The following is a 21289-nucleotide window of genomic DNA, read 5'->3' on the forward strand; positions in this document are numbered from 1 at the left end:
CAGAACCCCTTGCCCCGGTCCCCGGAACGGCGCTATCGTCGTGGTGACTGGTTGACCGAAAGTGCGATTCTGGTCAACAGGTCAAATCTTCAACGAACCAGCAGGTGGAGACGCATGAGCCATCCCAACCGCGAGCGCGCCGACCGCATCCTGGACGCGGCGGGCGAGCTGCTGCTGCGCATGGGCTACCGAAAGGTGGCGGTCGACGACATCGCGCGCGCGGTCGGCATCGGCAAGGGCACCGTCTACCTGCACTGGCGCAACAAGGAGCTGGTGTTCCAGGCGCTGATGATGCGCGAGTCGGCCGACCTGACCGACGAGATCCTGGGCCGGATCAAGGCGGACCCGGCGATGATCGTCCCGCACCGGATGATTTCGTCGTCTTTCCTCGTCACCCACCGGCGGCCGCTGGTGATGGCGATGCTGCGCGGCAACGCCGACATGTTCGGCTCGCTCGGCGACCTCGCCCTGCGCAAGCAGCAGGACGAGCTGCGCACGCAGTTCGAGGAGGCGATGCTCCGGCGCGGGCTGATCCGCTCGGACGTCCCGAACCTGACCTACGCGCTCAACGCCGCGACCCTCGGCTTCTACCTGGGCGACACGCTTTCCGACGAGTTCGAGGGCGTCCCCCTCGAAGAGAAGGCGGCGGTGCTCGCCCACCTGATCCGCACGGCGTTCGAGCCGGCCGGGGAACCCGACCCCGAGGCGGTCGCGGACGTGGCGGCGGAGCTGAGTTCGGCGCTCGAGGAGCTCGTCTCGGGCTACCGGCAAGGGATCTACGCACACGATCCCACCAGGGCGCCCGGCTGATCCCGGGGCCACACAGGGGAAAGAAGGGGCGGACATGACCACCACACAAGCGGACACCTGGGGACTCCACGAATCCCAGTTCTGGCTGCGGGGGAAGCAGCCCGAGGAACGCGTGCACCACGCGGCCGACCTCGGGTTCTGGAACGTCTACGGGCACCCGGAGGCCGAAGAGGTCCTGCGCGACCCGGCGACGTACTCCTCGGACACCACCCGGCTGGTGCCGAAGGACATGATGCCGGACCTCGACGTCGACTTCGAGGAGATGCAGGCGGGCAACCTGCTGCAGCTGGACCCGCCGCTGCACAACAAGATGCGCAAGCTCGTCAGCCGGGCGTTCACGCCGAAGGTCGTCGCGGACCTGGAACCGCGCATCGCCGCGGTGACGAACGAGATGCTCGACGCGGCGGGCGCCGACGGCCGGCTCGAGCTGGTCGAGGACCTGGCCTACCCGTTGCCGGTGATCGTCATCGCGGAGCTGCTGGGGGTGCCCGCGAGCGACCGGCACCTGTTCAAGGGCTGGGTGGACAAGCTCTTCGACTCCTCCGAGCAGTTCTCGCTGAAGGAGCAGACCGAGGGACGGCAGGACGCGGTCAAGAAGTCGCTGGAGGGGCAGAAGGCGCTCGTCGAGTACCTCGGCCAGCACGTCGACGAACGGCGGAAGCAGCCCCGCGAGGACCTGCTGACGAAGCTCGTCGAAGCCGAACTCGACGGGGAGAAGCTGACCCGCAACGAGGTCGTCAACTTCGCCAACGTCCTGCTGCTGGCCGGGCACATCACCACCACGATGCTGCTCGGCAACGCGGTGCTGTGCCTGGACACGCACCGCGAGTGGGACGAGCGCGTGCGCGCCGACCGGTCGCTGGTTCCGCAGACGATCGAGGAGTCGCTGCGGTACCTGTCGCCGTTCGCGGCGGTGGCCCGCGCGACCACGCGCGAGGTGGAGCTGGGCGGAGCGACGGTGCCCGCCGACCAGATGCTGATGATCTGGGTGGCGGCCGCCAACCGCGACGACCGGGTGTTCGCCGAGCCGGACACCTTCAACCCCCTGCGCGATCCCAACCCGCACCTGGCGTTCGGCCGCGGGATCCACTTCTGCATCGGGGCGCCGCTCGCGCGGCTGGAAGGCCGGGTGGCGCTGAACATCCTGTTCGACCGCTACCCGGCGCTGCGCACGATCCCGGGTGAGCCGCCGAAGTTCCAGATCAACCCGAACATGACGGGAGTGCGGGAGCTGCCGCTCACCACGGCGTGAACCGGTTGCGCCCTGGGCGAAATCCCTCGCCCGGGGCGCGGCCGTGCCCGAGGGTGGACCGATGAACGTGGCGGTGCTCTCGGACATCCACGGCGTCCTGCCGGCGCTGGAGGCCGTGCTCGCCGAGCCGGACGTCGAAGCGGCGGACCGGATCGTGCTGCTCGGCGACATGCTGGCGGGACCGATGCCGGTCGAAACCATGGACCGGCTGCTGGCGCTCGGCCCGCGGGCGGTCTGGGTGCGGGGCAACGCCGACCGGGAACTGGCGGCGTCCGCGCGCGGTACCGGGAAGTTCGTCCCGGACCCGATCTTCCCGTGGGCGGCGGAGCAGCTGCGTCCGGCGGATCTGCCGGTGCTCGACGCACTGCCGCTGACGGTGTCGCTCGACGGCGTGCTGTTCTGCCACGCGACCCCGCGAGACGACACGGAAATCGTGCTCGTCGACAGCCCGCTGGAGCGCTGGGCCGAAGTCCTCGACGGCGTCGCGGAGCCGACGGTCGTCTGCGGGCACACGCACATGCCGTTCGTCCGGCTCGCCGACCGGCGGCTGGTCGTCAACCCGGGCAGCATCGGAATGCCTTACGGCGCCAGGGGCGCGCACTGGGCCCTGCTCGGCGACGGCGTCCAGCTGCGGCGCACATCGTATGACGTCGAGGCGGCGTGCCGGTTCCTGGTTTCGCGGTCGGGGTATCCCGGCATCGAGGAGTGGGCGGACTACTTCGTGCGCAACCCGGCTTCGGACGCCGAAGCGTTGCGGGTGTTCAGCGGGCCCGGAACGAGTTCCACATGATGACGGCGGCGTAGGGCAGGAACTCGCGGCCGCGGCGCCAGAGCCACGGGATTCCCTTGAGCACCAGCCACCCCGCGTGCCCGGCGGCGCTGGGCTCGACACCGCCGCCGCAGGTGAGGCTCACCGGCTCGGGAACGTCGAAGCCGGCTTCGGCGAGGAGGGCGGTGAAGCCGTCCGCGAGCAGGCGGTGGCCGAGTTCGGAGGGGTGCAGCCGGTCGACGCTCCAGACGGTCAGGTCGTAGGCGCCGGGGAGGCGGTCGAGGTCGAGGCAGGGCACGCCTTCGCGGGCGACGACCTCGTCGATGGCGGCGTTCAGCTCGGCGACGCGGGCGCTGAGGGCCCGCTTGAGCGACGACGGGAGGCGGAAGACCTTGCTGTGGTCGTGGAACCGGACCGGGATGACGGTGGTGCCGCTGTCTCGCAACCGGTGGATGATGCCGGTGAGGTCGGCGGCGATCCGGGCGGCGTCGAAGTCCGGGCGCAGGGTGTCGTTCATCCCGGCCACGAGCAGGGCGGCATCGGGCCGGTGCGCGACGGCGGCGGGTACCTGTTCGGTGAGCACGCACCGCATCCGGGCACCGGCGAAGGCGGGGTTCAGGTAGCCACCGGCCTCGATCCCGAGCGCGGCCGCGACGAGCGGGCCGACACCCCGCCAGCCCCCGCGCCGGGGCAGGGGATCACCGAGGCCCACGGCGGTGGAGTCGCCGAGGACGACGAGCCTGCGCGCTTGCTTGAGCGCGGGCACGGCCGCGAGCGCGGGCACGGCCGCGAGCGCGGGGCGGTCCGGCTGCGGTTCGGGAGTGACTTCGACACTCATCACGGTCACGACCACGACCATCGGCCACGGAAGCTCACTTGCGGTGAGGACGAGGTAACACGCCCGCGACCGGGCGCCTAATTCTTGACGCTCACCTCACAGGCGGGCGAAATGTCCTGTTCAGGCGCGGTGCGGCGCAGCGCCCCCAATGTGGCCTTGGTTGCGTTCAACGCACCGAAGGGCCCCTTGGGTGCGTTCAACGCACCGAAGGCCACATTGGGGCGCTCGGCCTCAGCGGAAAGCCGGGTAGAACGCCAGGTCGGCGTGCGGCCCCAGCCGCGCCGCCAAAGCCGCGGCCACTCGCGCCGCGAACTCCGAAACCGCCGCCATCCGGACATATCCCGCGTGCTTGGCCAAGTCGCGCCACCACGTCACCAAAGCCGCCTCACGGCTCACCGGGGCCGCGTGCCGGGACAGGTCGAGCGACCCCAGCTCCTCCCCCGTGATCAGCCAAACCCGCAGCAGCTCACTGACCGTCAGGTGGGCAGCCAAGACCTCGTCGTCGGCCAGTGCGGGCCAGACCCCCACCACCCCCGCGCGCCACGCCGCGACCATCGCCTCGCTCATGCCCGCCGGCAAGGCCAGCGCGTCCGGCCAGCTCGCGAACGGCAGCCTCAAGTGCGCCGCGTCGACCAGGGCCGAGCGGACGCACCCGTACTCGAAGTCGAGGAACCGGACGCTCTCGCCCGTCACCAGGTTGTTGTCCGGGCTCAGCTCCACCGGGCTGAACGCCCGGAAACCGGCCGAAGCAGCCTGCTTTAGCGAGTCCGCCACCTGCGCGAGGACCTCGTCCGGCGCCGGGATGCCCAGCCGCTGCTGGATCACCGCGGGCACCCGCGAGTACAGCTCGTCGCGGCCACTGGAATCCGTCTTCGCCGGTCCGCCGAGCCGCCGCAGCAACGCGTTGAAGTCGGCTTCGCGCCCCGCCGTGCTCGCGTGCAGCCGGCCCAGCGATCGGGCCCACGACAGCAGCGCGCGCTCGGCCGCGCGTGAGTCGCGGGCGTAGAGCTTGTCCTCCAGCGTCGGCGTGCGGCCGAGGTCCTCGAGCACCAGCACGCGGTCGCGGCCGTCGTGGGCGAGCAGCTCCGGGCACATCCGCTCGTCCGGCGCCAGCGCCGTGAACAGCTGGTAGCTGACCGCCTCCTGGGCGAACGGGTCCGCACCCGCGGACGGCTGGTCCGGGTAGTGCTTGATGACGAGCGTGCGCGGCAGCGCGAAGGACGACGACACCACTCTCGCCCGGACCACCGTGGCCGGCCCGCTGCCCGCGAGGTCCTCGGGCGCGACCAGCGTGATCGCGCTCCCGAACCGACGCGACAGAACGGACTCACCCGCCGCGACCGCCGCGGCGATGGCGAGGTGCTCGGCTCCTGCCCCGACCCCAGCATCGCCGGTGGAGGAGGTGTCGACTGTCATTGTCACCGACCCTACTCGTGACTGAGCAACCATGACTACTGACATCCGGACAAGAAGGAGCCCCCGGCCCGGCCGGGGTTCATCCCCGTGAAAGCGGACGCATCCCCACCGGTGAACGTTGCCCATTCCGGCGCACGATCAACACAATGGCCGCAGCTGCAACGATTCCGAGAAGGTTGACGAGCAGCTGACCCACCGATTGGACGCATCGACTCCACTCCCCCGCCACGGCCGCCACGACCGCGTAACCCGCGGCCGGCACCGTCGTCACGGAGATGAAAACGCCCACGAGCGCCGCCGACTTCGCCGAGGTCATGGCGAGCATCCCGGCCGCGCCGGCGAGCATCGCCACGACCAGCGACGGCACACCCACCGAGAAGACGAAATCGACCTCGCTGTGCTGCTTCAGCTCGAACGCCTGCTCGCCGAAAACGTCGGTGACGCGGACCAGCAGCGCGCCGCCAAGGGTCACGACCATGGCCAGCGGAAAGCCGATCCCCAGGGCCGCGCCCGCCAGCCGGACGAGGTCCCACCGGCGCAGCACCACCCCCACGGCCAGGGCGGCGAGCGGTCCGAACTCCGGGCCGACGACCATCGCGCCGACGATCGTCACGGCGGAATCCGTCAGCACGCCGACCGCCGCCAGCAGGCAGGCGATGGTGAGGAACGCCAGGAACGTCACGTTGAGCCGCGACTCCTCGCCCGTGCGCGACAGCAGCTCCTGCCAGACGACGGCGTCCGCGCCTTCGCCCGGCGCGGCCTCCTCCGCCTCGTCGGCGGCGTCGGACAGCGCCGTGTCGATCGCTTCGAGCGTGATCCCGCCGGTGTGGTCGAGCTCGAGCACGCACAGCGCGTCCACGATCTCGTCGGCCGCCTCGCGCGCGATGTCGGCCTCGACCAGGTCGCCTTCCGGCGACACGGCGGCGCCGCGGTGCACGATCAGGTGCGCCGTCCCGGCGTGCGCCCGCAGGATGTCGAGCGCCTGGGCAGTCTTCTCCTGCGGGCACACGGCCCTGAGGTGCAGCACTAGTTCTGCGGCGGGGTGGCCGGCTTCGCGTCGATGCCGGCTTCCTTGCGCTGCTGCGCCGTGATCGGCGCCGGCGCCGCGGTCAGCGGGTCGTAGCCGCCGCCGGTCTTCGGGAACGCGATGACGTCCCGCAGCGAGTCGGCCTTGGCCAGCAGCATGACGATGCGGTCCCAGCCGAACGCGATGCCGCCGTGCGGCGGCGGGCCGAAGGCGAAGGCGTCGAGCAGGAAGCCGAACTTCTCCTGCGCCTCCTCTTCGCCGAGGCCCATCAGGCTGAAGACGCGCTTCTGGACGTCGCCGCGGTGGATACGGATCGACCCGCCGCCGATCTCGTTGCCGTTGCAGACGATGTCGTAGGCGTAGGCCAGCGCGTTGCCCGGGTCCTGCTCGAACTTGTCGATCCACTCCGGGGTCGGCGAGGTGAACGCGTGGTGCACGGCGGTCCACTTGCCGGAGCCGACGGCGACGTCGTCGCCGATGTCCTCGACCGGCGCGAACAGCGGCGCGTCGACGACCCACACGAACGACCAGGCGTCCTCGTCGATCAGGCCGAGCCGCTTGCCGATCTCGTCGCGCGCGGCGCCGAGCAGCGGCTGCGTGCTCGCGGCCTTGCCGGCGGCGAAGAAGATGCAGTCGCCGACCTTGGCGCCGGCCGCGGCGACGACGTTCTCGCGCTCGGTCTCGGACAGGTTCTTCGCGACCGTGCCGCCCAGCGTGCCGTCCTCGTTCACGAGGATGTACGCGAGACCGCGCGCGCCGCGCTGCTTCGCCCACTCCTGCCACGCGTCGAGCTGGCGCCGCGGCTGGCTCGCGCCGCCGGCCATCACGACCGCGCCGACGTAGGGCGCCTGGAACACGCGGAACGGCGTGTCGGCGAAGAACTCCGTCAGGTCGGTGATCTCGAGGTCGAAGCGCAGGTCCGGCTTGTCCGAGCCGTACTTGGCCATCGCCTCGTGGTAGGTGATGCGCGGGATCGGCCGCGGGATCTCATGCCCGATCAGCTTCCACAGCGCGGTGACGATGTCCTCGCCGACCTTGATGACGTCGTCCTGCTCGACGAAGCTCATCTCGATGTCGAGCTGGGTGAACTCCGGCTGGCGGTCGGCGCGGAAGTCTTCGTCCCGGTAGCAGCGCGCGATCTGGTAGTACCGCTCCATGCCGCCGACCATGAGCAGCTGCTTGAACAGCTGCGGCGACTGCGGCAGGGCGTACCAGGAACCGGGCTTGAGCCGCGCCGGGATCACGAAGTCGCGGGCGCCTTCGGGGGTGGAGCGGGTCATCGTCGGCGTCTCGATCTCGACGAAGTCCTGGTCGTGCAGCACCTCGCGCGCGGCGCGGCTGACCTCGCTGCGCAGCCGCATGGCCGCGGCCGGGCCGCTGCGGCGCAGGTCCAGGTAGCGGTGCTTGAGGCGGATCTCTTCGCCGACGTCGACCCGGTCGTCGATCGGGAACGGCAGCGGCGCGGCCTCGGACAGCACCTCGAGCTGGGTCGCGAGGACCTCGATCTCGCCGGTGGGGATCTCGGCGTTCGCGTTGCCCTCGGGGCGCTTTTCGACCTCGCCGACGATCTTGACACAGAACTCGGAACGCAGCGCGTGCGCGCGCTCGGCCATCTCGCCCTCGCGGAAGACGACCTGGGCGACGCCGCTGGCATCCCGCAGGTCGATGAAGATGACGCCGCCGTGATCGCGCCGCCGGGCCACCCATCCGGTGAGGGTGACGGTCTGTCCGGCCTGCTCGGCACGCAGGGTGCCGGCGTTGTGAGTGCGGAGCACTGCGACTGCTCTCCTTCGACATGGGTGGTTCTCGCTGCTTGAAAGGCTAACGAACCATCCAGCTCTTGGGGGGTCCGGGTGGCGGAGCCCCCGGCTCGGGGCGAAGCCCCGAACGGCACAGCCTACGACGTCGGCAGGCTTGGCTTGCGCAGTGGTCAGAGCACGAACTTCGGCCGGGCCTCCAGCGCCGCGACCAGGCGGTGGGCCTGGGCGAGGTAGGCGGCGACCTGGTAGATGCGGCCGCCGGGGTGGGTGACCAGCCAGCCGGCGGCGGCGGAGGCCGAGGCGAAGAACGGCTGCCCGGCGCAGGCCATCGCGTCGACGTGCTCGAGCCCGAAGCCCAGGTCGATCGCGGCGACGACGGCGGAGGGCGGGTCGGCCTGCAGCACCGCGCGCGCGGTGAGCTCGATGCGGATGTGCGTCCCGGTGACCGGGCAGACCGCGGCGGCGTGCACGGGCTCGCCGGTGGCGATGGCCAGCAGGAACATGTCGACGGTGCCGTCCGGGCCGGCGCCGAGGGTGCCTTCGGCCGGCTGGAGCCGGTGGTGGGCGCCGCGCGGGGCGGGCCCGGTGCTGACGAGGTCGCGATGCAGGCTGAAGCCGATCAGCTCGACGAGCCGGCGCACTTCGGCCGGGGTGACGCCGACGATGGCGGCCAGCCGCTCGACGCCCACGGGGTGCCGGCCGGCCCGGGTCAGCTTCAGGGCGGCCCACGCGAGCCGGGCGGCCGCGACCCGGTCGGTCTGCGAGGTCGTCATCGCCGCTCTCCCTTCCGCATCGATCCCTTCGACGTTAGGCGTCCGCGAGGCAGGGCGACAACGACACGATCGGACATTTTTCCGCAAGGCCCCGACACGGCGGCGCAATCGGGTCGGGACTACGGCGAACGGGGGAGTCCGGCGGTAGTCGGCGGCGTTCCGGGTGACGGCTTCACCCACACGGCGGCCCGGCGGATGATCACGGACCGGAGGGTGGGGTTGTCCACAAAGGACCATTCGGCGGCTTCCGGGGCGACCCCGTTCCGCAGTGCTGCGGGAGCCCGCCGGTGGCTCCGGCCGCGCGGCACGCCTCGCCGTCACAGCAGGCGAAGCTGCTCCACGGCCGGCGCCTCGACCTGCGGCTCGGGTGCCGGCTCCGGACTCCGCACCTCATACCCCGTCTTCGGCGCCAGTCCGTGCCGCCGCAGCAACGGCGCCACCCGCTCCCCCAGCCTTTCCCGATACGCCTTCCGCACGTAACTCCCCCGCGCGTACAACTCGCGATACCGCGGCACCAGCGCCGGGTACTCCTCCGCCAGCCAGCGGCCGAACCACTCCCGGGCTCCCGGACGGAGGTGCAGCGGGATCACCGTCGCGCTCGTCGCTCCCACTTCGGCCAGGCGGGCGAACAGCGCGTCGAGCGCCTCCGCCGAATCCGTGAGCCACGGCAGCACCGGCGCCACCAGCACCGAACACGGCAGACCGGCCTCGCGGGCCTTGCGGACCAGCTCCAGCCGCGCCTGCGGGCTCGGCGTGCCGGGTTCGAGGCGGTGCTGCAGCTCGCGGTCGAGCAGGGCGATCGACACCGCGAGCGAAACCGGCACGTCGGCGGAGACGTCCCGCAGCAGCGGGAGGTCGCGCGCCAGCACGGTGCCCTTCGTCAGCACCGACAACGGCGTTCCGGACCGGGCCAGCGCCGTGATGATCCCCGGCATCAGCCGGTAGCGGCCCTCCGCGCGCTGGTACGGGTCCGTGTTAGTGCCCATCGCGACGTGCTCCCGCCGCCACGACGGCCGCTTCAGCTGCGCCGTCAGCACCTCCGGGGCGTTGACCTTCACCACCACCTGGGTGTCGAAGTCGTGACCGGCGTCGAAGTCGAGGTAGGTGTGGGTGTTCCGGGCGAAGCAGTTGTGGGACACCATGCCGTCGGCGATGAAGTCGCCGGTGCCGGTGGTGATGTCGAACAGCGGCAGCTGCAGGCCCAGCGGCTCGATCGCCTCGACGCGGCGGCGGCTCGCGCCGATCACCGCGCCGTCCAGCGACCGCTTCCACACCACCGCCGGGTTGCTCACGTGCAGGAACCGCAGCACCTCGGCGGTTCCGCCCAGCAGCCGGACCTCTTGGCGGGCGGGGAACTTCGGCACCTCGTCGATCTGGTGCGCGAAGCCGAAGCGGGTGAGCGCGCCGGCGAAGGCTTCGACGATCTCGGGTTCGTCGTGCGCCGCGGCGAGGACGCCGCGGCCGTAGTCGCCCGCGATGTCGAAGAGACCGGCGAGGAAGCCGCGCTGCCAGTGCGCGTCCGGATCGGACGGCACCTGGAGGAAGCCGACGGACGCGCCGAAGTCGGGCAGGTACTCGAGGGCGCGCGTGGCGGCGTCGGACTCCGCGGCGAACCCGCCGGAGCGCAGCATCCCGCAGAGGTAGCCGGCGCGGTAGCCGAGCGTCTCGTCCGGCGTGGGCTCGAACCGGCCGACGCCGATCAGCTCGGCGCCCGGCTCGAGGTGCGGCCGTTGCGCGGCGCCGAACTTGGTGCCGGTGACGTGCTTCCAGCCCTTGCTCGTGAGGAACCGGTGGTCGCCGCCGGCGACGAGCCGGGTGCCGTCTTCCAGGGTCACCCGGTAGGCGGCGCGCAGGGTCGTCCAGTGCGCTTCGACGCGGGTCGGCACCAGCCGCCGGGACGCGCCGTGGCCGCGGGTGCCGTAGATCTCGTCGCCGACCGCCAGTTCCGACAGCGCCTTCGTGCGGCCGTCCGCCATCAGGATCTTGGTGCCGCCTTCGAGGCAGTACGTGCAGGCGTGGGAGCAGCCGCGGTACGGGTTGACCGTCCAGCCGAAGGGCACGCCGGACCCCGCGGGCACCTTGTTCAGCACCGAGCGGGCGTGCACCTCGTGAAAGGTGACGCCCTCGAACTCCGGTGACCGCACGGACCGCACCAGGCCCTCCAGCCCGGGCAGTGCCGGCTCACCCTCCCCCGCTCGCTGCCGATCCCATCGCACGGCGCCAGTCGAACATATGTTCTAGTCGAGTGTCAAACGGGTTCGCCCCGGGCGGATCCGGGTGGTGGCGGCTGGTGCGGTTGTGACGCGTGGACCCCGGCTCGCGACGCGGTGAACGACCCTTTCACCTCGCCGGACGACATGAACGACTCTTTCATGACGTTCCGGCGCCGGGGTCAGGAGGTGAAGCGGTCCAAGGCGCGGATCTTGTTGGTCGCGTCCAGCGCCGCCACCTTGTAGGCCTCCGAGAGCGTCGGGTAGTTGAACACCGCGTCGACGAGGTAGTCGACCGTGCCGCCGCAGCCCATCACCGCCTGTCCGATGTGGACCAGGTCGGTCGCGCCCGTGCCGAACACGTGGACCCCCAGCAGCTTCCGGTCCTTGGTGGACACCAGCAGCTTCAGCATCCCGTAGCTGTCGCCGGTGATCTGGCCGCGCGCCAGCTCGCGGTAGCGCGCGATGCCGACCTCGTACGGCACCGACGACGACGTCAGCTGGGCCTCCGTCGCGCCGACGTAGGAGATCTCCGGGATCGTGTAGATGCCGATCGGCTGCAGCGCGCCCAGGCCGTTCGCCGGCTCGCCGAACGCGTGGTAAGCCGCGAGCCGGCCCTGGTCCATCGACGTCGCCGCCAGGGCCGGGAAGCCGATCACGTCGCCGACCGCGTAGACGTGCGGGACCTCGGTGCGGTAGTGCTCGTCGACCACGAGCCGGCCGCGCGGGTCCGCCTGCAGGCCCGCCGCGTCCAGGGCCAGCTCGCCCGTCATGCCCTGGCGGCCCGCGGAGTACATGACGCCGTCGGCGGGGATGCGCTTGCCGCTGACCAGCGTCGTGATCGTGGCGTCGTCGGAGACCGCGACGTCCGCGACCTTCTCGCCGAAGCGGAACGTGACGCCGAGGTCGCGCAGCTGGAACTTCAGCGACTCCACGATCTCGGGGTCGCAGAAGTCGAGCATCTGGTCGCGCTGCTCCACCACGGTGACGCGCGAGCCGAGCGCGGCGAACATCGACGCGTACTCGATCCCGATCACGCCCGCGCCCACCACGACCAGCGACGACGGGATCTGCTCGAGCCGCAGGATCTCGTCGGAGTCGAGCACGCGCGCGGCGTCGAAGTCGACGTGCGCCGGCCGCGCGGGCCGGGTCCCGGTGGCGATCACGACGTAGTCCGCGCTCAGCGTCCGCCGGTCCCCGGCGTGCTTGCCGTCGACGACGATCGTGTGCGGGTCGGCGAACGAGCCCATGCCGGCGACCAGGTCGACGTGGTTGCGCATCAGCTGCGCGCGCACCACCTGGACCTCGCGCCCGACCACGTGCTGGGTGCGCGCCAGCAGGTCGGCGATCGTGATGTCCTGCTTGACGCGGTAGCTCGCGCCGTACAGCTCGCGCTGGTTCATGCCGGTCAGGTAGAGCACCGCTTCGCGCAGCGTCTTGGACGGGATCGTGCCGGTGTTGACGCACACCCCGCCGACCATGTCGTGCCGGTCCACGACCGCCACCCGCTTGCCCAGTTTCGCCGCGGCGATCGCGGCCTTCTGGCCGCCGGGGCCCGAACCGATGACGATGAGGTCGTACTCGTGCTCGCTCACGACGTCGAGCCTGCGCACCCGCGCGCCCCGGCGCAACCCCTCGCCGGTGAAGATCCGCGCGCGAACCCGTCCGGGGGCTAGCGTGGCCGGGTGCTGCGGGTGTCGCTGCTGGGTGAGCAGGTGATCGCCGACGACGAGACCGGCGCCGTGCTCACGCGGTCGCCGCGCTCGGTCGCGCTCGTGGCCCACCTCGTCGTGCACGCCGGGCTCGCGCAGCCGCGGCGGGTGCTCGCCGGGCTGTTCTGGCCGGACTCGACCGACGCGCAGGCCTTGACCAACCTCCGCCGCGAGCTGCACCAGCTGCGTCGCGTGCTGGGCGACCCGCCCTCGCTGGCCGTCACCGGCCGCGACCTGTGCTGGCGGGACACGCCGTCGAGCCGGGTGGACGTGCGGGAGTTCGACGTCGCCCGCCAAACCGCCCTCGCCGCGACGGACGCCGCCGACGTCGTCGCCCACGCGCGGGCCGCCCTCGCCGCCTACCGCGGCGAGCTGCTGCCGGGCCTGGCCGACGACTGGGTCCTGGCGGCCCGCGCCGAGCTCGACCGCGAGTGCGTCGAGCTGTGCGACCTGCTCTGTCGGACCCCGGCGGGCGACCCGGCGGTCGCGCTCGACGCGGCACGGCGCCGGATCCGGCTGCGCCCGCTGGAGGAGACCGGCTACCGGACGCTGATGGGGCTGCAGGCCGACGCCGGCGACCGGGCGGGCGCGGTGAGCACCTACCACCGGTGCGCGTCGGTCCTCGAACGCGAGCTCGGCGTCGTCCCGGCCGAGCCGACCCGCGCGGCGCTGCGCCGGCTGCTCGCCCGGCCGGACCCGGAACCCCGGCGGGCGGCGGCACCCGGCCTCGTCGGCCGGGCCGGCGAGCTGGCGCGCCTCGGCGAAGCGTGGCGTGACGCGGCGTCGGGCCGCGCGGGAGTCGTTCTCGTGCGCGGTGACGCCGGAGTCGGCAAGAGCCGGCTGGTCGCCGAACTCGCCGCGCTGGCCCGCGCAGAGGGCGCGGTCGTCGCCGTCGGACGCTGTTTCGGCACACCGGGGCGGGTCGCGCTGGCGCCGGTGGCCGACTGGCTGCGCACGCCCGCCGTGCAGCGGGCGGCCACGTCGCTGGACCCGGTGTGGCGGACCGAGGTCGACCGGCTGCTGCCGCCGAGCGCCGCGCGCCCGGCCGCGCGCGGGCACGGCGGCGCCGACGCGTGGCAGCGGCTGCGGTTCTTCGAGGGATTGGCCCGGGCGCTCACCGCCGGCGGGCGGCCCGTCTTGCTGGTGCTCGACAACGTGCAGTGGTGCGACGACGAGACGCGCGCGTTCCTCGCCTTCTGCCTCGGCCTCCTGCCGGACGCGCCGCTGTTCGTCGCCGGGACGCTGCGCGACGGCGACCTCGATCCCGGCGTGGGCACCTGGACCGGCCGGCTGCGCGACGACGGCAAGCTGACCGAGCTGCCGCTGCGCCCGTTCGACGCCGACGGCACCGCCCGGCTCGGCGAGGCGGTCGCCGGGCGGCCACTGTCCCCTTCGGACCGCGCGCTGCTGCACGCGGCCACCGGCGGGTTCCCGCTGTACGTCGTGGAAGCCCTGCGCACCCAGGACTCCCCGCCGTCCGGCCGCCTGACCGGCGTCCTGCGGGCGCGGCTCGAGCAGCCGGGCCCGGCCGCCCGCGAGGTCGCCGGGCTCGCCGCCGCGGCCGGCCGGGACTTCCCCCTCGAGCTGCTGACCGAGGCGAGCGACCTCGACGCGGACACCGTCGTCGACGCGGTCGACGAGCTGTGGCGCCGCCGGATCGTGCGCGAGGTCGGCGGCGGCTACGACTTCACCCACGACCTGCTGCGCGAGGCCGCCTACCAGCAGGTCAGCCCGCCGCGGCGGTGGCTGCTGCACCGGCGGCTGGCCCAGGGGATGGAGCTGCTGCACGCCGACGACACCGACGCCGTGGCGGCGCAGCTGGCCGAGCAGTACGCCCGCGGCGGGCGGCCCGACCGCGCCGTCGCCCACTACCGGCGGGCCGCGGCCGTCGCCGCCGGGACGTTCGCCCACGCCGAGGCGATCCGGCTGCTGAAGGCGGCCCTGGACCTCGTCCGCGCGCGCCCGCCGAGCGGCAACCGCGACCGCGCGGAGCTGGGAGTCCTCGAAGCGCTCGCCGGGCCGCTCAACGCCCACCACGGGTACTCCTCCCCCGAGCTGCAGCACGTCCTGGAACGTTCGCTCGCGCTCGCGGAGGCCTCGGGCAGCAAGGAGTCCGCGCTGACGGCGCTGCTGGAACTGTGGTCGTCCCGGTTCGTCCAGGGCCGGACGGCGGAGGCGCACGAAGCGGCCGAGCGCGCTCTCGCGCTGCTCGCTCCCGGGACGAGCGCCGAACAGGACGGCTCGGCGCACTTCATCCTCGCGGGCTCGTCGCTACACCTCGGGCACGACCCGGTCGAGGCGCTGCGGCACTTCGAGCTGGGCGCGGAACGCACGCGCGGCGCGTCGTCGTGGCCCATCGGCACCCGGCCGGACGTGCACGGGCCGGCGTGGGCGGCGCACGCCCACTGGCTCCTCGGCCACGACGACGCGGCCGTGGCGAGCAGCGCCGCCGCGATCGCGCTCGCCCGCGGCATCGAGCAGCCGTACAGCCTGGCCATCGCCCTGGCGTACGCGGGCATGACGCACCAGATGCGCCGCGACCGGCGGGCGCTGTGGGCGGCTGTCACCGAGCTGCACGCCCAGTGCGACCGGTACGGCTTCGCGTACTACCGGGAGTGGGCCCTGGTGCTGGGCGGCTGGTCCCGCGGCGGCGCGGCCGGGCTGGCCGCGGCCCAGGAAGGCGTCGCGAACCTCAAGGCCGAGGGGGCGTTCGCCCGGATGCCGTACTGGCTGACGCTGGTGGCCGACCTGGCGGCCCCGGACGCGGCCCGCGCGACGCTGGACGCCGCGCTCGCCGCCGGGGAGGCCCGCGACGACCGCTGGTGGCTACCGGAGGTGCTGCGGCTGCGGGCGGCCCACGACGCCGACCCGGTCCCCCGCCTGCGGGCGGCCGCGGAGCTGGCCCGCGTCCAGGGCAGCGTCGCCCTGCGGCGGCGCGCGGAGGCGGACCTCGGCGGCCGGTCCCGGTCCTGACCTGCGCCGAACGGACCGAACGCTGCGCGAACGCCCCGTGCCTACGTTCTCTTCGGGTACCGGGAAATCCGAGAGGGGCACCATGACCACCACCGCTCTGCCGCACGAGGAACTGGCCGCCACACTGCGCGGCGACCTGATCACACCGGCCGACCCGGGCTACGACGACGCCCGCGCCGCGTACAACGCCATGATCGACAAGCGGCCGGCGGCAATCGCCTACTGCCGCGACACCGCCGACGTCGTCGCCTGCGTCCGCTACGGCCGGGCGCAGGGCCTGGACCTCGCCGTGCGCGGCGGGGGCCACAACGCGGGCGGCCTGGGCGTCGCCGACGGCGCGCTGGTCATCGACCTGTCCGGGCTGCGCAGCACCACCGTCGACCCGGTGAACCACACCGTCCGCGCCGACGCGGGCTGCACCTGGGGCGACGTCGACCACGCCACGGTCGCGTTCGGGATGGCGACGCCGTCGGGCATCGTCGGGTCGACCGGTGTCGCGGGGCTGACGCTCGGCGGCGGCATCGGCTACCTGGCCCGCCGGTTCGGCCTGACGATCGACAACCTGCTCGGCGCGGACGTCGTCCTCGCGGACGGGTCGTTCGTGCACGCTTCGGAGTCTTCGCACAGCGATCTGTTCTGGGCCCTGCGCGGCGGGGGCGGCAACTTCGGCGTCGTCACGTCGTTCACCTTCCGCTGCCACGAAATCGGCGAAAACGGCACGATCATCGGCGGGCCGGTGCTGTACGACCTGGGCGACACGCCGGACGTGCTGCGCTGGTACCGCGAGCTGCTCCCGTCGCTGCCCGAAGAGCTGAACGGCTGGTTCGGCCTGCTGACCATCCCGCCCGCGGCGCCGTTCCCGGAGGAGCTGTGGGGCCGCAAGGCGTGCGGCATCATCTGGTGCTACACGGGCGCACACGACAAAGCCGACGAAATCCTGGCCCCGGCGCGCGAGTTCGGTTCGCCGCTGCTGGTCGGGCTCCAAGAGATGCCGTACACGGCGCTGCAGGGGGCGTTCGACGCGCTGTACCCGGCCGGGCTGCAGTGGTACTGGCGGGCGGACGTGTTCCACGAGATCTCCGACGCGGCGATCGACATCCACCTCAAGCACGGCGAGGGCCTGCCGAGCATGCACTCGTCGATGCACCTGTACCCGATCGACGGAGCGGCGAGCCGGGTGGCCTCGGACGCGACGGCGTTCCCGCACCGGTCCGGCGGGTGGTCGGGCGTGATCGTGGGGGTGGATCCGTCGCCTTCGCAGGCGGAGGCGATTTCCCAGTGGACGCGGGACTACTGGGAGGAGCTGCACCCGACTTCGGCGGGCGGCGCGTACGTCAACTTCATGATGGAGGAGGGCCAGGACCGGGTGCGCGCTTCGTACGGCGCGAACTACTCGCGGCTGGCGGAGGTGAAGCGGCGGTACGACCCGGAGAACGTGTTCCACGTCAACCAGAACATCCGCCCGGCGTAACGGCTCACCGCCCGGCCGGGAGCCTGCTGGAGTAGGTTCCCGGCCGGGAGGTGATCAGCATTTCCGCAACGCCGGCGACCCGGTGGGACGTCCTGCTCGCGGTCGGCGCCGGCGGCGCGCTGGGCAGCCTCGCCCGGTACGGCCTGTCGGTGGCGATCCCGCACGCGCGCGGGGAGTTCGCCGTCGCGACGCTGCTCACCAACGTGCTCGGCTGCCTGCTCATCGGTGTCCTGATGGCGGTGCTGACGACCGCCGCGCGCCCCCACCACCTGCTCCGGCCGTTCCTCGGCGTCGGGATCCTCGGCGGCTTCACGACGTTCTCCACGTTCGTGACCGACACCCTCGACGCGGCGACGACCGGGCGGATACTGGCTTCGCTCGGCTACGCGCTGGCGTCGGTGGCGCTCTGCCTGGCCGCGGTGACCGCCGGCCTGACGGCGACCCGCGCGATCCGGAAGGGACGCTGATGGAAGGACCGGCCACCCGCCTGACGATCTATGTTGGCGAAGACGACCACTGGCACCACAAGCCGCTCTACCACGAGATCGTCCGCCGCGCGCGTGACGCCGGGCTGGCTGGCGCTTCCGTGCTTCGCGGCGTCGAGGGCTACGGCGCGTCGTCGCTGATCCACACCACGCGGATCCTGTCGCTGTCGGAAGACCTGCCGATGGTGATCGTGATCATCGACGCGGAGGAGAAGCTGCGGGCGTTTCTGCCGCAGCTGGACGAGCTGATCGGCGAAGGCCTGGTGACGCTCGACCAGGTCGAGGTGGTCCGCTACGTGGGGCGGACGAAGTGACGCTCGCGCTGGTGGCCCTCGGCGGGGCGGCGGGCTCGATCCTGCGCTACCTGACCGACCGGCGGGTGCAGGCGTGGCGGGACTCGCCGTTCCCGTGGGGCACGCTGACGGTGAACGTCGTGGGCTCGTTCATCCTGGGCTTCCTGAGCGGCTGGCTCCTGCACGGCGCGGAGCCGTCGTCGCTCCGGTCGCTGGTGGCGGTGGGCTTCTGCGGCGGACTGACGACGTTCTCGACGTTCGGCTACGAGACCGTCCGGCTGTTCCTGGAGAAGACGCGGCTGTACGCGGTGCTGAACGTGGGGGTGACGGTGGTCGCGGGCCTGGCGTCGGGAGCGCTCGGGCTCCTGCTGGCCACCGCGGTGTGGTCGTGAGTGGGAAACAGTGTTCTGACCCGGTTTCCCACTCACGACCGCCTCAGCGCGGCGCCAGGCCGCGGACCTGCTCGAAGGGATCCTCGCCCGTGGGCAGCAACGCGATGATCGGCGTCGTCAACCCGTTGTCCACATAGGACTGGACCTGCTCGCGGCACGACTCGACGCTGCCGTGGATCACCAGCTCGTCCACCACCGAGTCCGGGATCACCTGGTTGGCCTTCTGCCGGTCACCGGCCGCCCACGCCTCGTGCATCGGCGCCAGCGCTTCGCCACGGCCGAGCCAGTCGTGGAACGCCGCGTAGACCGGGACCGTCAGGTAGCTCGAGATCAGCATCCGGCCCAGGCCGCGCGCCGCCTCCGCGTCTTCGGTGGGGCAGACGAAGATGCGAGCCGCCAGCTCGACGTCCGGCCCGATCACCGAGCGCACCTTGGGCACGTCCGAAGCCGCCAGCCAGTTCGTGATCGCGCCGTCCGCCTCGCGGGCCGCAAGCTTCAGCATGCCCGGCCGCAGGGCGGCCAGCATGATCGACGGTGCCGGATCGGCCGGGCGCTCCAGCCGGAACTTCGAGACGGCGAACGTGTCGTACTTCTCGCTGACCTTCTCCCCCGCCAGCGCGGAACGCAGGAACCGCAGCGTGTCCCGCGACCGCGCGAACGGCTCTTCGAAGGGAGCCGCGTTCCAGTTCGAGACGATCACCGGCGACGACGCGCCGATGCCCAGCACGAACCGGCCCGGCGCCAGCTCCGCCACCGTCGCCGCCTGCATCGCCAGCAGGCCGGGACCGCGCGTGTACACCGGGACGATCGCTGTGCCCAGCCGCAGCCGGGGCGCCCACTGCGAGGCCAGGACCAGCGGCGTGAACGCGTCGGTGCCCGCCGTCTCCGCCGTCCACGCGTCGGTGTAGCCCAGGTCCGGCAGCTGTTCGACCAGCTCGCGGTGCGCCGTGAGCGGCACCCCCGTCAGCGGAATCGTGAGGCCCCAACGGCTCATGCGTTCTCCTTGTCCACGGCGGAAAGCTCGCGCAGCAACCAGTCCACCTGCGTGCGCATCAGGTTCTCCGCGACCTCTTCGGCCTGCGGCGTCATGTGCGTGGCCCCGGCGATCGGCAGGAACACGTGCGACCGTCCCTTCGCCAGCAACGCCGACGACAGCCGCAGCGAGTGCGCGACGAACACGTTGTCGTCGGCCAGCCCGTGCACGATCAGCAGCGCGCGGCTCAGCTCGGCCGCGCTCTCGATCAGCGAATTGTGCGCGTAGCTTTCCGGCTCGTCCTGTGGTTTGCCCAGGTACCGCTCGGTGTAGTGCGTGTCGTACAGCGACCAGTCGGTGACCGGCGCGCCCGCGACCGCCGCGTGGAAGACGTCCGGGCGCCGCAGCACCGCCAGCGCCGAGAGGTACCCGCCGTAGGACCAGCCGCGGATCGCGACGCGCTCGAGGTCCAGCTCCGGGAACCGCGCGGCGGCCGCCCGCAGCGCGTCGACCTGGTCCTGCAGGGTGACGTCGGCGAGGCGGCCGGCGATCTCGCGCTCCCACACCGCCCCGCGGCCGGGCGTGCCGCGGCCGTCCGCGACGAGCACCGCGAAGCCCTGGTCGGCGAGCCACTGCGACGTCAGGAAGGCGTTGCGGCTCTGCAGGACGCGCTGCGCGTGCGGACCACCGTACGGGTCGAGCAGCACCGGCAGCTTGCCTTCGCTCGGCTCGTAACCACGCGGCAGGAGCAGCGCCGCGCGCAGGCCGCGCTCCCCCAGCGTCAGCCAGGTCAGGTTCGGCACGATGTCCGGGTCCACAGTGGACGACTCGACCGAGGCGACCGGAGCGCCGTCCCGCAGCACCGACACGCGCGGGCCGCTGTGCTCGAGGCTCCACGACGACAGCACGGTGACCGCCGCGGATCCGGCTCCGACGTGCACGCCGTCCACAGTGGACAAGCGACGGACGGAAGAACCTTCGGTCCGGAAGACGTGGATCTGCGTCGGGTCGGCATCGGAGGCGCTGAAGAGGATCTCGTCGCCGACGTCGAGCACGGCCCGCAGCTGCAGCCCCGCCGGCGTGACGGCCTCGCCGCCGACGAAGAGCCGGTGGTCGCCGTCGACCATGCCCTCGGTGACCAGCCGCCCGTCGGGCGTCCACGCCGGCACCCCGCCGACGATGTCGATCCAGTGCTGGTCGGTGGCGGTGTGCACGACCGACGTCGAGCCGTCGGCGACGTCGAGCGCGAGGACGTCCATCCGTTTCTGGTCGCGCGGCTCCACAGCCAGCAGCGGCGCGCCGCCGGCCGACCAGTGCACCGAGGCCAGGTACTCCCATTCACCGGGCGCGACGTCCACGCGGGAGCCGTCGAGGCCGAGCACCGCCAGCGACACGAGCGCGTTCGTGGTGCCCGCGGCCGGGTAGGCGACGACGTTGGCCGGGTTCTGCGGGTTGGCCGGGTCGGCGATGGTCCAGCGCGGCACCGGGCCGCGGTCGGAGCGCTCGGCCAGGAGGCTGCGGCCGTCCGGGGACCACCAGTAGCCGCGGGTGCGGTCCATCTCCTCGGCGGCGATGAACTCCGCGAGGCCCCAGGCGATGTCCTCGCCGTCCTCCTCGACGAGCACGCGGTCGTCGCCGGTGGCCAGCTCCAGCACGTGCAGCCGCCGGTTCTGCACGTACGCGACGTGCGTGCCGGCCGGGTTCGGGCGCGGGTCGATCACCGAGCCGTCCACGCGCAGCGTGCTCTCGCCGGAAGCGAGGTCCAGGGTGTAGAGCTTGCCCGAAAGCGAGAACGCGGCGACCGTGAAGCCCGCGTCGACTCCGTAGTGGACGACGCCGCCGCCGGTCTCGCGGGCGCGTTCGCGGCGCGCCCGCTCCTCGGCCGGCAGCTCCTCCTCGCCGGGCAACAGCTCGGCGGCGTCGACGAGCTTCGTCTCGGCGCCGGTCGCGAGATCGGCCGACCAGAGGCTGTGCCGGGGGTCGGTGCCCGACTCCGCGCGCAGGAACAGCACGCGGGAAGCGTCCGGGGCGACCCGGAACTCCTTCGGCGCGCCGAGGGTGAAGCGCTGGGTCCGGGCCTGCTTGCGGAGGAACGGGAGGTCGTCGACATCGGTCACGTCCGCACTCTTTCAGAC

17 protein-coding genes are annotated in these 21289 nt (G+C 72.5%); 8 read left to right on the top strand and 9 right to left on the bottom strand.

Annotation, left to right across the window (positions count from 1 at the left end; translation table 11 throughout):
- Positions 1 to 114 precede the first annotated feature (114 nt).
- The 3 genes from AB0N03_RS26760 to AB0N03_RS26770 all read left to right on the top strand — a co-directional run bounded on the left by AB0N03_RS26760 (position 115) and on the right by AB0N03_RS26770 (position 2852).
- A complete protein-coding gene (locus AB0N03_RS26760) occupies positions 115 to 810 on the top strand; it encodes a TetR/AcrR family transcriptional regulator (RefSeq protein WP_364377127.1) in 696 nt (231 codons plus the stop codon).
- A 34-nt stretch (positions 811 to 844) separates the two neighbouring features.
- A complete protein-coding gene (locus AB0N03_RS26765) occupies positions 845 to 2062 on the top strand; it encodes a cytochrome P450 (RefSeq protein ID WP_364377129.1) in 1218 nt (405 codons plus the stop codon).
- Positions 2063 to 2123: 61 nt separating this feature from the next.
- Entirely contained in the window at positions 2124 to 2852 is a 729-nt protein-coding gene (locus tag AB0N03_RS26770; protein WP_364377130.1) for a metallophosphoesterase family protein, read from the top strand.
- Here the strand turns inward: AB0N03_RS26770 and AB0N03_RS26775 are convergent.
- The 7 genes from AB0N03_RS26775 to sthA all read right to left on the bottom strand — a co-directional run bounded on the left by AB0N03_RS26775 (position 2824) and on the right by sthA (position 12450).
- The gene (locus tag AB0N03_RS26775; protein WP_364377132.1) at positions 2824 to 3690 is read right to left on the bottom strand and encodes an SGNH/GDSL hydrolase family protein; all 867 of its coding nucleotides are present in this window, start codon (positions 3688 to 3690) and stop codon (positions 2824 to 2826) included. The genes AB0N03_RS26770 and AB0N03_RS26775 overlap by 29 nt on opposite strands.
- Positions 3691 to 3900: 210 nt before the next feature.
- Positions 3901 to 5085 carry a phosphotransferase gene (locus tag AB0N03_RS26780; RefSeq protein WP_364377134.1) on the bottom strand — a complete coding sequence of 395 codons (1185 nt, stop codon included), beginning with the start codon at positions 5083 to 5085 and terminating at the stop codon, positions 3901 to 3903.
- A gap of 79 nt (positions 5086 to 5164) precedes the next feature.
- Positions 5165 to 6112, bottom strand: a complete 948-nt coding sequence (locus AB0N03_RS26785; protein WP_364377136.1) for a DUF389 domain-containing protein — start codon at positions 6110 to 6112, stop codon at positions 5165 to 5167.
- The gene (gene aspS / locus AB0N03_RS26790; protein ID WP_364377138.1) at positions 6112 to 7887 is read right to left on the bottom strand and encodes an aspartate--tRNA ligase; all 1776 of its coding nucleotides are present in this window, start codon (positions 7885 to 7887) and stop codon (positions 6112 to 6114) included. The genes AB0N03_RS26785 and aspS overlap by 1 nt, the downstream gene beginning before the upstream one ends.
- Positions 7888 to 8042: 155 nt before the next feature.
- Positions 8043 to 8645, bottom strand: a complete 603-nt coding sequence (merB, locus tag AB0N03_RS26795) for an organomercurial lyase (protein WP_364377140.1) — start codon at positions 8643 to 8645, stop codon at positions 8043 to 8045.
- Positions 8646 to 8962: 317 nt separating this feature from the next.
- Complete coding sequence (locus AB0N03_RS26800; protein WP_364377142.1) at positions 8963 to 10861, bottom strand: intein-containing Rv2578c family radical SAM protein; 1899 nt, start codon at positions 10859 to 10861, stop codon at positions 8963 to 8965.
- Between the two features lie 176 nt (positions 10862 to 11037).
- Positions 11038 to 12450, bottom strand: a complete 1413-nt coding sequence (gene sthA / locus AB0N03_RS26805) for a Si-specific NAD(P)(+) transhydrogenase (protein ID WP_364377144.1) — start codon at positions 12448 to 12450, stop codon at positions 11038 to 11040.
- Positions 12451 to 12540: 90 nt separating this feature from the next.
- On the opposite strand from sthA, the gene AB0N03_RS26810 reads away from it, so the two are divergent.
- From AB0N03_RS26810 to crcB, 5 genes are all read left to right on the top strand, one after another.
- Positions 12541 to 15540, top strand: coding sequence for an AAA family ATPase (locus AB0N03_RS26810; RefSeq protein WP_364377146.1), 3000 nt, complete (start codon positions 12541 to 12543; stop codon positions 15538 to 15540).
- Between the two features lie 82 nt (positions 15541 to 15622).
- A complete protein-coding gene (locus AB0N03_RS26815; RefSeq protein WP_364377148.1) occupies positions 15623 to 17011 on the top strand; it encodes an FAD-binding oxidoreductase in 1389 nt (462 codons plus the stop codon).
- Between the two features lie 59 nt (positions 17012 to 17070).
- Positions 17071 to 17478: a CrcB family protein gene (locus AB0N03_RS26820; RefSeq protein WP_364377358.1), complete on the top strand. Its 408-nt coding sequence runs from the start codon at positions 17071 to 17073 to the stop codon at positions 17476 to 17478.
- On the top strand, positions 17478 to 17810 hold the full coding sequence (locus AB0N03_RS26825; protein WP_364377150.1) for a DUF190 domain-containing protein: 333 nt from the start codon (positions 17478 to 17480) through the stop codon (positions 17808 to 17810). Before AB0N03_RS26820 ends, AB0N03_RS26825 begins: the two co-directional genes overlap by 1 nt.
- Positions 17807 to 18181, top strand: coding sequence for a fluoride efflux transporter CrcB (gene crcB / locus AB0N03_RS26830; RefSeq protein WP_364377152.1), 375 nt, complete (start codon positions 17807 to 17809; stop codon positions 18179 to 18181). The genes AB0N03_RS26825 and crcB overlap by 4 nt, the downstream gene beginning before the upstream one ends.
- Before the next feature lie 43 nt (positions 18182 to 18224).
- On the opposite strand, the gene AB0N03_RS26835 is transcribed toward crcB, so the two are convergent.
- Positions 18225 to 19175, bottom strand: coding sequence for an LLM class F420-dependent oxidoreductase (locus tag AB0N03_RS26835; protein ID WP_364377154.1), 951 nt, complete (start codon positions 19173 to 19175; stop codon positions 18225 to 18227).
- A complete protein-coding gene (locus tag AB0N03_RS26840) occupies positions 19172 to 21271 on the bottom strand; it encodes a prolyl oligopeptidase family serine peptidase (RefSeq protein WP_364377156.1) in 2100 nt (699 codons plus the stop codon). Before AB0N03_RS26840 ends, AB0N03_RS26835 begins: the two co-directional genes overlap by 4 nt.
- Between the last annotated feature and the right edge of the window lie 18 nt (positions 21272 to 21289).

Origin of the sequence: Amycolatopsis sp. NPDC051061, from assembly GCF_040682935.1 — a bacterium.
GTDB lineage: Bacteria > Actinomycetota > Actinomycetes > Mycobacteriales > Pseudonocardiaceae > Amycolatopsis.

Coding starts and splice junctions, on each gene's coding strand:
- AB0N03_RS26760 (WP_364377127.1), top strand. CDS start 115: ATGAGCCATCCCAACCGCGAGCGCGCCGACCGCATCCTGGACGCGGCG.
- AB0N03_RS26765 (WP_364377129.1), top strand. CDS start 845: ATGACCACCACACAAGCGGACACCTGGGGACTCCACGAATCCCAGTTC.
- AB0N03_RS26770 (WP_364377130.1), top strand. CDS start 2,124: ATGAACGTGGCGGTGCTCTCGGACATCCACGGCGTCCTGCCGGCGCTG.
- AB0N03_RS26775 (WP_364377132.1), bottom strand. CDS start 3,690: ATGGTCGTGGTCGTGACCGTGATGAGTGTCGAAGTCACTCCCGAACCG.
- AB0N03_RS26780 (WP_364377134.1), bottom strand. CDS start 5,085: ATGACAGTCGACACCTCCTCCACCGGCGATGCTGGGGTCGGGGCAGGA.
- merB (WP_364377140.1), bottom strand. CDS start 8,645: ATGACGACCTCGCAGACCGACCGGGTCGCGGCCGCCCGGCTCGCGTGG.
- AB0N03_RS26815 (WP_364377148.1), top strand. CDS start 15,623: ATGACCACCACCGCTCTGCCGCACGAGGAACTGGCCGCCACACTGCGC.
- AB0N03_RS26825 (WP_364377150.1), top strand. CDS start 17,478: ATGGAAGGACCGGCCACCCGCCTGACGATCTATGTTGGCGAAGACGAC.
- AB0N03_RS26835 (WP_364377154.1), bottom strand. CDS start 19,175: ATGAGCCGTTGGGGCCTCACGATTCCGCTGACGGGGGTGCCGCTCACG.